At 51.0% G+C, this 12,574-nt stretch carries 8 protein-coding genes; all 8 read right to left on the reverse strand.

Annotated elements, in window-relative coordinates:
- Positions 1 to 23: 23 nt before the first annotated feature.
- Positions 24 to 1,466: a hypothetical protein gene (locus BLW29_RS02500; protein WP_090975872.1), complete on the reverse strand. Its 1,443-nt coding sequence runs from the start codon at positions 1,464 to 1,466 to the stop codon at positions 24 to 26.
- Between the two features lie 210 nt (positions 1,467 to 1,676).
- Positions 1,677 to 3,692, reverse strand: a complete 2,016-nt coding sequence (locus BLW29_RS02505; protein WP_090975873.1) for a family 20 glycosylhydrolase — start codon at positions 3,690 to 3,692, stop codon at positions 1,677 to 1,679.
- Between the two features lie 31 nt (positions 3,693 to 3,723).
- A complete protein-coding gene (locus BLW29_RS02510; RefSeq protein WP_177186455.1) occupies positions 3,724 to 7,491 on the reverse strand; it encodes a beta-galactosidase trimerization domain-containing protein in 3,768 nt (1,255 codons plus the stop codon).
- A gap of 46 nt (positions 7,492 to 7,537) precedes the next feature.
- Complete coding sequence (locus BLW29_RS02515) at positions 7,538 to 8,377, reverse strand: hypothetical protein (RefSeq protein WP_090975877.1); 840 nt, start codon at positions 8,375 to 8,377, stop codon at positions 7,538 to 7,540.
- A 2-nt stretch (positions 8,378 to 8,379) separates the two neighbouring features.
- Complete coding sequence (locus BLW29_RS02520) at positions 8,380 to 8,691, reverse strand: hypothetical protein (protein WP_090975879.1); 312 nt, start codon at positions 8,689 to 8,691, stop codon at positions 8,380 to 8,382.
- Positions 8,692 to 8,709: 18 nt separating this feature from the next.
- The gene (locus BLW29_RS02525; protein ID WP_090975881.1) at positions 8,710 to 9,834 is read right to left on the reverse strand and encodes a carbohydrate kinase family protein; all 1,125 of its coding nucleotides are present in this window, start codon (positions 9,832 to 9,834) and stop codon (positions 8,710 to 8,712) included.
- The gene (locus BLW29_RS02530) at positions 9,831 to 10,730 is read right to left on the reverse strand and encodes a sugar phosphate isomerase family (RefSeq protein WP_090975883.1); all 900 of its coding nucleotides are present in this window, start codon (positions 10,728 to 10,730) and stop codon (positions 9,831 to 9,833) included. The genes BLW29_RS02525 and BLW29_RS02530 overlap by 4 nt, the downstream gene beginning before the upstream one ends.
- Before the next feature lie 85 nt (positions 10,731 to 10,815).
- A complete protein-coding gene (locus BLW29_RS02535; protein WP_090975885.1) occupies positions 10,816 to 12,441 on the reverse strand; it encodes an extracellular solute-binding protein in 1,626 nt (541 codons plus the stop codon).
- Between the last annotated feature and the right edge of the window lie 133 nt (positions 12,442 to 12,574).

Consider the following 12,574-nt stretch of genomic DNA (forward strand, 5'->3'; position numbering starts at 1 on the left):
TCTCCTCTTCATGATGCGGAACTCTAATACTCAAATGCCCCGATATCCAGTGTTCCGTTCGCTGCGCGAGCCACGGATAATTGATGCTGCACATACTCGTTGCCGACCGGGTAAGCACTTGCGTTTGCATGCAAGGAGGTGCCGGCATTAATAAGGGCAGACCCCGTAGTAGGACGCAGGTTGAGCGTCGAGAAATTCGTGAAGCCCGGCGATGTCCCCGTTATTGTGCCGGAATGTGTCACCGTTCCGCCCGAGCCTGCAGCGATATTCGTATAGCCGGTGTTGATCCAGTTATTGTACAGATTTGCCGTTCCTGTCTGGTCGATGATGCGCAGCGAGGACGTCGAAACGCTCTTATAGTACACGTTGTTGCGCACATCCGCTGTTTCACTGCTCGTAGATAACCGCAGCATGGTAGAATTGGTGGTCCGATTCGAAATAATGGTGTTGTTGTACAGATACAGCGTTCCTTTGCGGTAAAGGGACGTTGTGCCGTTATCTCCGCCATAATGGATGAATTGCGGGTTACGAGTATCATTAGGCTTGATAAGTACATTGCCATAGACGAATGTCTTATTGTAACTGGCATCGCTCGTTATGGCAGTCGCATCATCGCCCTCAACCAAGTCAATCTGACGATTACCGCCTTCGATCCAGTTGTAACGAACGACCGTACCTGCCGAACGATCCTTCAGGTTGTTTCCGGTGCAGCCGCTGCATAGATCGCCTAAACGGTTGTACTGGAACGTGATTCCAATCGCAGCAGTGTAAATGTTATGCTCGTAGACGCTGCCGCTGTTGCCATTGCCGTAGATATAGTTCTTCTCGACAAGGATATTCCGCGAAACGCCGGCGTCTGAGCTCGCAACGAACAATCCATTACCGCCATCGGTAATAATATTGTTGCGGAAGGTTAGGTTCTCACCGTACTCGACGAAGATCGGCGAGGCCGCTTTGACATAAGCTACAGTTGTACCTGCATTATTGGTGTAGTTGTAGCCTAATTTTGCGCCGCGAATTTCCAAATTCTCGATCGTGATGTATTTCGGCAGATTGCCTGTAGATGGATCCGAAGCACTGCCTGCGAACCTGGCCCCGCCGATCTTGATGACCGAACGGTTATCGTTCCAGAAATCAAGCGCCGAGCGTGTCGTTGCACCGTTGCCGTCGATAACCGGCCGTACGCCGCTTGCGTTCGGTATACCGGTTACCGTAATTGGAGCTGTTGACGAACCCATTCTGGAGATGACGATCTTCTCTTTGTAAGGCGTTGATCGCCAATAAATTTTGACGGTATCGCCTGCGACCAGGGATTCCCACGGAACATCCCCGATATTGGTATATGTTTTGCCAGGGCCAACCTCGTAGATCGTAGCAGCATAAGCTTTCTTGATCTGGGGCGTGAAGCTGAATACCCCCATGACGAGCGACAATGCAAAAAGCACAACCAACGATTTTCTTCTCATCCTCTTCCTCCTTGTTTGGTTTGTTCACCGGGTCATGACTGCAACTTGGATGTACCCGCTCTGCCCATTGGGGCGCAACACAGCATGCAAATCGGCTTATTCACCACCTCCGCGCGTCTCAGAATGTCCATACTATAGAAAAAAACCGACGAATTGCCTATCGTCGGTTTTTTATGTCTCTCATCGTTTTCATGCTTTCCAACAATGTGACTAATTGGATGCCAAATTCGCCTCTCCGAGGATACGAATAGGTTCCGCTGCTTGTGCCTTCGACGCATTAGCACGGTCGGGAACTTGATTGATGGCTCGCACCCAGATGTTTCCGGATACCGGATTATCGACCAACAACCTGACTGCAGTAATCGTTTGGTCCGGGAATGGATTGGCGATCAGCCATTTATAATAGGTTTCTTCACCGATCTGCACCGGTAAAGAGGTGAACGCCGCTTCATACAGAATCGCGTCCACGCTATATTGAGCTGCTGTATGAACACTGCCCTTGGACAGCTTTCGCTCCCAGAACCGATCCTTATTCGAGATGTTGAAGCCATACGTAATCGGTACGCTAATCCGCGATCCATCCTCATACTCCAGCACATACTCGCCTATCCGATACTCCTTATTGTCGAGGTAAATGCCGTCGATGAATTGATGGTACTCACGAATATGATCGGTCGTATGAACAACCTCCACATACGAAGTTCCGGCACTTGATCCCGCTTCTCGAAGCGCATCACGATACCTGTAACGGTACAGTTCATCAAAAGCAGAACTCGCTGTTTCCTCGTGCTGCGTATCGTCATACGAATCGCGCCAGAACAGATAAGCAGCGTAAGCCATCGAGAACAGCACGCCGTTGCGCTGCAGATTCTCTTCCTTCAAGGCGCTCCAGTTGGAAATAATGCCGCCGAGCGGCCCATCGCTAAGCCGCGTACTCCAGTCTGCAAAGGACGGTCCATCGAAGTTGCCGAATACAACCGGCATTCCTCGTTCGATAAACGGCTGGTCGAAATGCCGCTCAATGCCCCAATACCAATGCATCATGATGATATCGCCCGGCACCAGATCAATCGCTTTGTGCGTGGCAGGGATCGTTTCCCCCATATAGACGCCTGTTTCATAATCGACCATTCTTCGCTCGGAGCCGCCGTAGGTTTTGCCATCGGACGTAACGGCGTTCAGCAGCTTCTCGCTCCAAATCATCGTTTGTGCGCCGCGTTCTTGCAAGTAGGCATAGATGCGCTTAATGTCGTCCGCATATAGCTGCTCAGCAGGTTTTGTGGAGCATTTGTCGCACAATCCGATGGAGTACAGCTCATCATGACCGATATGAACCGTCTTCGGCTCGAACACGTCCAGCACCTCGCCGAGCACATCAAACAATAACTCATAAGAGCGTTCGTCAGATGGACAATACGTATCCGGATACGGATCGTTATGACGTTCGCTAATTTCGGGATGATTGATGAGCAAATAATCGCAGTGGCTGAGACATGGTACTTCCGGTATGACGTCTAAGTTACGTTCTTTGCAATAATCGACGAGCTCGCGAACTTGCTGCTGCGATAGGAAGCGTCCTCCGCCATTCTCGGCATGGATTGAATTCTTGTACCAAGAGAAGGTCTTCTCCTGAATCACGATTGTCTTGCCGCTGTATTCGTACATTTCATCGCAATAACGAACCCAGCCTTCGTTAATCTCAGGATGTTTCTTATATTCCATTGCCCCGCCGACCTCAATGACAACGGTATTGTATTTGAAGTGAACCAGCATGTCGACGAATTTCTTGAAATAGGCGATGCCTTCCTCCGTTGGGAGATACACCTTCAGCCCTCTAACCGGACAGGTCGGAACATTGTAAACGATGCCTTTATTGACGTAACCATGGCTCCGGTCCACATACTTGGACAAGGTTACCGCTCCGTACATCAACCCGCGTTCTTGCTCCGCATAGACCGTAATTTCATCTGCTGCGACATGAATCACATAACCTTCATCATGCTCCGCATACTCGCATTTCAGTTGTTCGCGGATGATCGCACGGACTGCTGCCGTCACGCCATACCGGAATGAGATCCGTTTAAAGTACAAATCTTTCGTCACCTTACTTGCAACGCTGCTCAGCATACCCTTCATGAATGGAGTTTCGCACTCGATCGCTGTATCCTTCGTGAACCAGTTCCCTATCGTCTCCCAAGCTGCATGTGCCGTCAAATAATCGTTCATCTCTCAACCTCCAGCTTCCGAGTTGAATGCCCTATACGATTGTCACTTCAAATTGGGTGGAAATACCAGTCGCTGTATCTTTCGCCGTCACGGTCCAAATTCCTGTGCGCGCATTATAAGGAACCGCGACCTCATGCACGTAATTGGTCCGTGCCAACCGAATATTATCGGAATACAGCCAATCTCTCGATCCATCCGGCGCACTAATATGAATGCTGATCACACTTTCGAAGTCAGGTTCTGCAAGTGGATTCGTTTCAAGCGCGAAGCTGATTTGTTCCGTTGCTCCGCGTTTCCATTCGCCATTGGCTGTCACGCCTAGGTCGGTAACTTGACAAGGCAGCAACGAGATTAGCTTCGTATCGCCTTCGGCAAGCGAGAATTCCGCGTGATCCGTATAGCCTAAATAACGACGCTCTCGGATGTCATAGACATGTGCATAGTTGGCAAACTGGAATCGAAGCATTGAAGCCTCTGCCTCCTCCTTCTTCCCGCCTCCTACCGCCAAACCATCATGACCCAGCGACTGCACATCGCTCAGTTTGCGGAGAACCGCCACATACGCCGCGTTCCCATTCGTATAATAGAAGCTCTCGTAGCCGGCATGAACCGCTTGGCCATTCAGTTGCGTAAGCTCGGCAGGCTTGCTTGCTTCTGATAGCCCAATGACGTGGCCGATCAGTTCACGAAGCGCCGAGCCTCCATTCGATTGACGACGAAGCTTCGTATACTCCGCCAAGGCGAGATTCAGATAAATCGCTTTCCCCTCGCCATATTGGCGAATGTTCACAGCTGCAATCTTCCGCATGAAGTCGTCGCGGTAGGCCGGCTGTCCATCTCTTGAACGGATTCCGAATTCCGCAATCCGCACATCCTGGAACGATTCATCCGGTACGAAATAATTGAAATCGGCATTCGGCACGAAGCCATCATTGTTATAGAACGGTTCTGCCTCAGTCGAAAGCCGCTCGATCCCAAACAGCTCGTCAAGCTGTCCTTGTGATAGCGGCGTACAATGCTTATCCATCAATCCCGTTTGGATATCCCCGATGATGACGCCGCCTTGCTGAACGAAACGAGTAATTTCGGCCGTTTCCGCTGCGCTCAGAGCGATGGAATATGGCAGCACTAGCAGCTTGTAGTCATTCTTTAACAGTTCACCGGCTTCGATCTGCTGCGTGGCCACAAACGAATATTGATAGCCGCTATCCTCCAGCATGTCGATCCAGCCTTGACGGTTGCTTTCGAAACGAGCCCTGTCCGCCGCTATTGTTGTCCCCCGTACGGATGCCATTGAATAATGGATGGCGATGCCGCAATGATCCCGCTCAGCCACATGAAGCAGCAGCTTGCCGATTCCCTCTTCGCGAATTTCTTTGAACGGCACACTGAGATCCTTAGCACTGTTGCTGAGTGAATAGTCCGGGTTCAGCATGCTGAACTCCCAGAAAATATTGCATAACGTAAGCCCGTGATAGACGCCATGCCATACGCCATGCTTCGCGGTCGCGCCATCGACACCATACCCGAACCAGCCGCCAATAATGGTGCCGGGTTTCGCGAAGGAACGGTGGAACTCGTATTGATTGCCTACTCCATAGGCTTCGAAATACCCGACATGCTGATGCAGGCGGTAATAATCATAACCTGAATATGCCGTAGACGCCTGGCAGCCGGACATTCGAATGACGCCACCTTCGTCTTCGCTCTTCACGATGGAAGCGATTCTCCGATAGGCTTCGATAAACGTATTCTCCATGAAACGGCGGTGATCGGCCCAAGGGGCATAACTGCTTCTTCTTCTCGCTTCTTCTCGTGTGAGTGGAAACGCCTCATTCCAGCTGCTATATGCGGTTCCCCAAGATAGGTTGAGCGCTTCGATGTCGCTTGCATAATCTTGTTTAAGCCACTCTCTCATCTCTCCTAGGCAGTGAGAACAGAAGCAAAGGTCGAGCTCATCGGTGTAACAAGTGAGCGAGCCTTCGTCATTGGCGAAATAAGCAATGGGACCGAAGTGCTTAAACTCTGCGACCTTGCCGGTGATTTTATGCTGCAGCCCTTGCCAGAACGCCGGATCATTCAGACAAGGAATACGAACGAGATATTCTTTATCTTTCGTCCGGTAATACTGTTCCTTCCTCTCCACATAAGGCCCTCTATGATACCAATACACGCCGAGCCCTTCTGCCCCTGACATCGTGAGTGTTTTGGAGCTGCCCGGGAACAATCCGGTAATGCCGATCTCATGATAGCGCTCGCCGACTAACCCAAGAAAATCGCCATGGCCCCGATTCTGCGGTGCCGTGAACACTTCGAAGTCCTCGATCTGTCTTTGAGACGGCGTCACTACGATTCTCTCCGACGTCCAGCGCTGCACAAGATGATTTCCGATTCTCACATCTGCTTGCACCGTAATATGCATTGATTTCATTGCCGCTGCGCGGAATTCCTGAGTCAGCCGATCACTGCCGCTCTTAAATGCAGTCACTGATTGCTGCAGAACATTGCCGTAATCATCTATGATTTGAACGCTCAACTCACCGGCAGCCAACCCTTCCAGCCGGAGCATCACTTGTAGTGTTTCTCCCACTTGAAGCGACTGGTGGCTAAGCACAGCTTCAGCGATTGAAGCTTGAAGTGGCTGAGAGAAGCCGAATGTCGCAAAGTCTACTAACTCCCCGGCTGCAAAGGCATTCAATGCAACGCGAAATTCGCCGCCGTTCTCGAGCTGCCTCGGCAATGGAAGCACACTGCCATCGCAATTCCCCTCTGCGACAATCTCATCATACGCATTCTTGATCGTATATTGGATACGATCCGGAACCAAGGAACCCGAAGTTCGAACGTCCCATTCCTGTTCCTTGCGTACCGGCGGCTCTATTAAACAATCGGTCTCGCGTTTAGCAGCCCAGATCACGCTTCGGTAGACAAGCTCATAGAACGATTCCAGGAAGGCAAACGTACAGCTGCTCTTCGCGCCAGCCCATCTGTCAATGACCGCGTCATAGGTTGATTCCTTGCCGGTGAACTCCTTATGCTGAGGCAGAATATCGCGCGGGTAGTAGCCAAATGCGACCACTCTGCCTTTGCCGCAGCTCTTAACTGCAGCAATTGGCGATCCATCCGCAGCTTCAATCAGCACATCCCCGGCTGCTTGATAAGGATAATAAGCCAGTTCCTCGCACGGCAATAGCTCAAGTGGTATTCCACTGGTGATATAGTGCGACTTTGCAGCTGTCCATCGTCCTGATTTCAACAAGTCAAATCTTACCTTCGGATAGCCTTCTCCGGCATTATTGTCGACCGCGAACCCTTCTTCGAATAGGTTAACCAGCGGCGACAGTTCTTCTAGCTCTGGAGACTTCAGCTTGTCTTCCCCGTGGAAAGGACGCATTAGCACGAGTCCAGCTCCAGCCTTCACACGGCGAACAATCGCTTCTCTGGCTGCAGCTGTGAAATGCGACCACCCGTTCACTGCTGGTATAACCAGCACATCAAAGTGCTCCTCTGAGGTCAACACCTTCTCTAAGTTGTCGAACATAATATGCTGATCATCGACCGATGCTCGAATATCGTAATAATCGCCGATGCCCCATTTGTTGAGATCCCAAGCTCTGTCGATCGTTACCGTCTCATACGCCACGCCGGTTCGGCGAATAAATTCGACAATCTCGCGGCCATGCTTCACGCTTGGCACGAAGAACAGCTTCAACTTCTCGCCTGCATACGACTGCAATCGGTCTGGATAATCGCCGCCAAAGCTCGTTTCGTAGGTGATGTCATACGTTTTCTCCACCATTAAGTCGCCTCCTTCATATACAATCCCGTTGATGTCTGCCTCACCGTCACCGTTCATAGCGAAATAGCTGATCACATGGAAATGGAATATCGTACATTCTGCTTAAGGTATCCGCCCGATTAAGAACACCCAGCCGGTATACCTCATCGACTTGGCTGATGTAATGATTGAAGGCAAGCTCCACAACGACTTCCGGATGGTGGCGATAAACGCGCCGCTCCAGATTATGTTTGCCGATAAAAGCTTGGATTCGCGCCTCTTCCTCCTCCGTTGCGATCCCGCCATAAGGCTTATCCTCTTGAAAATAAAAAGCTGCCCGCGCCTCATTGCCAAGCTCGCTTGCCGTTCGCACCGCAGCCTCACGCACGATGAAGTGGTCGATATGCTCCTTGAAAGCAATCGGAAATACCAGAGCCGTATCCGGAAGCATCGCCAGCTGAGTTATTCGCCCAAGCATACGGTCGTAAATCTCTTGATCTCGCTCGTCGAAATCCTCGAACATCCCATGCGGAAACTCCATTTCACTGCTTGCCAGCGCTTTGCCTCTAGTGAAGCATTCATATTCAGCAAGCAGCTCATAGCCGTAACTGTACGGGCTGAGCAGCTCATCGATACAATTCAAATCTTCCAACAGCCGTTTGCCGGTTGCCAGCTTGATGCGATCCAGACTGGCGTCGAAATTGCCGCTTCCGGTATGTGCCAAGTAATTGCTGCGCGAGAACACATTTATGATGCGAAAATGTTTCGTATGGAGGAGACCACGCTCCTTCAGCTCCAGCACGTAACCGCCCAGAAAGAATAGGAAATCATCGTAATGCGGAGAGATGACAATGATAGTAGGCTCAGGTATGACTTCCTCAATCGGGAGAATCTTCAACTTCGTCATGGTTAGTCCTCCAACAATCGGTAGATTTCGGTGTAGGCATCTTGAAAATAAGGCAGCTGCTGCTGGGCCAGCTCTTCATGACTCGTATCCTGCTCGAGAAAAGCTAGCGCTTGGTTAGCCGCTTCCAAGGTGTCGAATTCACACTCCCAGATCAATGTGTTTCCAGCTTCTCTGCCGCTATAAGGCAAATAGCGTTTACCCTTAGGAAACGCCGGATTCTCTCGTTCGAGTTTGGCAAACTGGCTCTCAAGCGCCAGAAATTGTTCTCTGCTGGCCGCGTGAAACCGCTGCACTAGTCGCACCTTCACCTTCATCGTGCTGCACTCTCCCTCTTATTGATCTACACCTAACATGTGCCGGAAAGCCGAAGTCATCGGAAACTCGTTCGCTATGGCAAAATCGGCGAGCAGCTGCACATTCAGCTCAAGATGAATGGAATGCGGCGAAGTTACTGCCAGAGCCGCGATCAAAGTGCCAAGCTCAACCGCACTTTCGAGTGGAGTTTCCGCGAAATACGCATCGTTGTGCACCTTGGTGAATGGCAAGCCGCAGCTCAAGCCACTAATGACGCCGCCAAGCAAAGCATCGCCTGCGCCTGCTGTACTGAAGGCCTCTACTTTAAGCGGAGGCGTATGCGTAATGCGGCCATTCTCAAAGCTGTAACAGCCGGCTGCACCATCCGTCATGATCAGCTTTATCTCAGTATTGTGGCTGCTGAGTTGACTCGCGCATTTTGCTGCCAGTTGATAGCCTCCAAGCTCCTCTTGCTCTTCCGATTCAGCTAATTCGGCGATGCGGCGAGCTTCATCGCGATTAACGGAAAGCAGATCAGTGAGTGCGAATCCGCCAAGCTTGCCGAACTCGGCCGTTTCGGAAGACAGCAAGGCTGCGACATTGAAACTCCCCCGTGCTCGGCCTCCTTCGAGGAGCGCGATGCGAGCGGCAAGTGGCACTTCAGGAGCAGCAAGCACAATTTCTGCCGGTCCGATTGGTGGAAGCTGCTCTAATGCGTAATTGATATCTTGCGGCATTACCTGCTCACTCGCGCTATTCGAAGTCGTAATATTGCCGCCAGCCAAATCCGGATACTGAAAGCAGACACTGAATAGTGTTTTGGCATCGGAGAGGCTGTCTACGTAATCTGTGGACATCCCGGAAGCAACCAACTGCTCAAGCAGTGCTTTCCCCTCTAGGTCGGTTCCTACTTTACCGATCGGATATAGCTTGAAACTGTCTTCGTCATTGCGCGGATCGCTAAGCAGTACAGCCGGATAATGGCAAATAATATGGAGCTTGCAGAAATCTTGATTGTTGGTCAGCTCGCCGAGGCGGCTCTCGTTTCTGCCTATCGTTTGATTACCTTCAAGCTGAAACAAGATGCCTGAGCCAATTCCACCGGTTCCGATAAGGCGGCGATATCGATATGAGGTACCGGAGACGGGCCGAAGTGTACTCATACATTGACCCCGTTAATCTCCCATTCCGGATGTTCGGCAATGGGATGTGCAGCCGTCTCAAGCGTCGCTGTAATAAGCGCATCCGGGTGAGTTTGAAGCAAGGTCATCGGATACTCGGTCGTCTCCCCTGAGAATAGAGCTACGCGGAGAGCAGTCTGCTTCCACGCACCGGTATCGCTGTAAATCCTTACTTTCTTAGCTGACAGGCATTCTTTCATACCTAGGGTAATCGACATCGGCGGCACGAATTGATACGCGCCACCGAAGGTGCGCTGCGCGAGCGCTATAATCGTATCGAGGTTATTATCCTGTACTCGGATCTCCGAATTACGGAGCTGTTCTACCGTAATCGCGCTGTATGGATGCCTTCGCGCTTGGTTGTAAGCCAGATGTCCATCCTGACCCCAACCGCCAAGCGTCAGATCGATGGGAGCTTCGGCAACACGCGACTTGATGGTCTCAATCGCCGATGGAATCGGGAAATATCGCTGCGTTTGCGGAACGGCAAGCTCTGGCCGAACCCCGTCATAGAAATAAGTCTCCATGAAACTTCTGAAATTATAGGGGTCATTGCGAGAGAGCAGCTTCCCTTCCCAATCCAAGCACTCATCCATATGAAACACCGTCATATTCGCAAGCGAGATGCTCTCTTCATTAATAATTTTGACGAACGGTTCATACCAAGCCTTCGGTCCGCAAGGCACGATCGCTCGGAAGGGACGGCCCTCTTCATTGGCAAGACGTATATCATCGGCGAATTCTCTTGCCATGATCGTTCCCATTTCGGCGGAATCCCTGACCAATCGAAGAGGAATTCGACGCGCCTTGTGATCCATCAGTTCATTAACCGGCACTTTGCACCATTCATATAGCTCTTGGTTCGATATCGGACACATTTGTAATTTCCCCCTCACTTCGTAACAAGCAGGAACCCAGGTCCTACACCGACAAGGGTTCCTGCATATGGCTGCATGTACGAACTTACTCCCAACCTGGCGTTACATTTTTCTCCGATAGAACTTTGTTCACATCATCGATAATTTCCTGACCGCCGTTGTCGAGATACTGTTTGACCGCAGCATCCCACTTCTCCATCTTCTCCGTGCCGACAATCATCCGTGTCACATGGTCATTGAACGCTTGATCAAGCTCCGAGCCTTTCTCGGCTGCAACCGGCGAAGTGATATAATCCACCGGATTCTTGTAGAACTTTACCGACTTGAGCGTATCGACCGCATCCTGCACGAACTGCTTCGCCAGCGGATCTGTGAATAAGTTCTGCGGCTGTACTGCTTCTTCGTTTGGCGCCCAATAACGACCGATGAGGTAGCTCTTCGGACGTGAGTCTTGCTTATCCGGAAGATCGATTGGGATTCCGTCTTTGATCTCGTAGCCTTTGCCCAGACCCCCATTTTGCCAGTCAAAATCAGCATTATCCGCATTGCGCCGCTCCCAAGGAACGAACGTGCTCATATAGTCGAGCATGCCGAGAATACGGTCTGCTTTGTCCGGTTGATCCTTTAGGTTGCCGTTTAACATAATCATTTGGTAGAAGCCTTTGCCCGAAGCGATATAGCCGCTTTGTCCGTCTTCTTGTGCGAATGGAGTAATAACGGCCAGGCTTGCAGCAGGCTGCAGCTCCCTTAAACCAGTGAAACGCTTCTGGTTGAAATCATACGGCTGCTCGTAATACAGCCCGTATTTGCCCGAGAAGAAATCGTTGCGCACATCGGCCTGCTTGGCGACTGCCCAGTCTCTGGATAACGCGCCTGCTTGGTATAGATCCGCCAGAAATTGAATCTCTTCCTTGTGCTGGCTGGTAATCGTACCCGGAATGAGCTGACCTTTGTCATTCTTGTAGTACCATGCGCCGGAGTCCCACCCTACGCTCATCGCTGCGCCGTATAGCAAGCCTGTACCGACAGAGGAGATCCCCATTCCTAGCGTATCGTCCTTGCCGTTCTGATCCGGATCTTCCTTCGTGAAGGCGATAAGTACTTGCTTCAGCTCTTCATAGTTTGCAGGCATCTTGAGGCCGAGGTTGTCCAGCCAATCTTGACGAATGACCGGACGTTTCCCATATTTCTTAGGGAACCATCTTGGTATCGCATATATATTGCCGTCCACAGAAACCGAATCCCAGATCTCTTGTGGAATTTGCGATAATGTCGGGTACTTCTTGATGATGTCATTAAGAGGCATGAACGCGCCTTGCGTGGCCCATCTCACGAAATTGGCATCAGGTCCTTCGAGGCCGATCATATCCGGCAGGTCGCCGCCCGCCATCGCGACCGCCAGTTTATCCGGATATTCCTGCATGTAGATAAATTGAGGCTTGAAGTCGATATTAAATTTCTCATTAATAGCCGTAACCGCCGGACCTTCAGGAGCGGGGATAGCTGAATCCCAAATTCCATCCATATACGAAACCGTGAACCTCTCCTTGGTTCCGGATGCATGGTCAGTGGTTGCCGAGCTGTTGTTCGAAGAATTCGATGTGCTTGTCTCTGCGAGGTTATTCCCCCCGTTATTGCCTCCGCTGCAGGCGGCAAAGGTCGAAGCCAGGGACATGACGAGAACAACGATCAATAGCCTTCTATGATTCACGCAATCCCTCCGTTAGCTTGATCGGTTTTGCAGACGCTTCCCCCTCACACTAAGCGTATAAGATGAGCGCTACGATGAAAATCGACTGTTCTTTGACTGCTTCAACGATTTATTCGTTCAGGTGAAAAAAAGT

Source organism: Paenibacillus sp. CF384, assembly GCF_900106745.1.
Lineage (GTDB): Bacteria > Bacillota > Bacilli > Paenibacillales > Paenibacillaceae > Paenibacillus_Z.

Excerpts from the sequence above, each read along its gene's own strand:
- BLW29_RS02515 (WP_090975877.1), bottom strand. The coding sequence starts at position 8,377 with ATGACGAAGTTGAAGATTCTCCCGATTGAGGAAGTCATACCTGAGCCT.
- BLW29_RS02525 (WP_090975881.1), bottom strand. The coding sequence starts at position 9,834 with ATGAGTACACTTCGGCCCGTCTCCGGTACCTCATATCGATATCGCCGC.
- BLW29_RS02500 (WP_090975872.1), bottom strand. The coding sequence starts at position 1,466 with ATGAGAAGAAAATCGTTGGTTGTGCTTTTTGCATTGTCGCTCGTCATG.
- BLW29_RS02505 (WP_090975873.1), bottom strand. The coding sequence starts at position 3,692 with ATGAACGATTATTTGACGGCACATGCAGCTTGGGAGACGATAGGGAAC.
- BLW29_RS02520 (WP_090975879.1), bottom strand. The coding sequence starts at position 8,691 with ATGAAGGTGAAGGTGCGACTAGTGCAGCGGTTTCACGCGGCCAGCAGA.
- BLW29_RS02530 (WP_090975883.1), bottom strand. The coding sequence starts at position 10,730 with ATGTGTCCGATATCGAACCAAGAGCTATATGAATGGTGCAAAGTGCCG.
- BLW29_RS02510 (WP_177186455.1), bottom strand. The coding sequence starts at position 7,491 with ATGGTGGAGAAAACGTATGACATCACCTACGAAACGAGCTTTGGCGGC.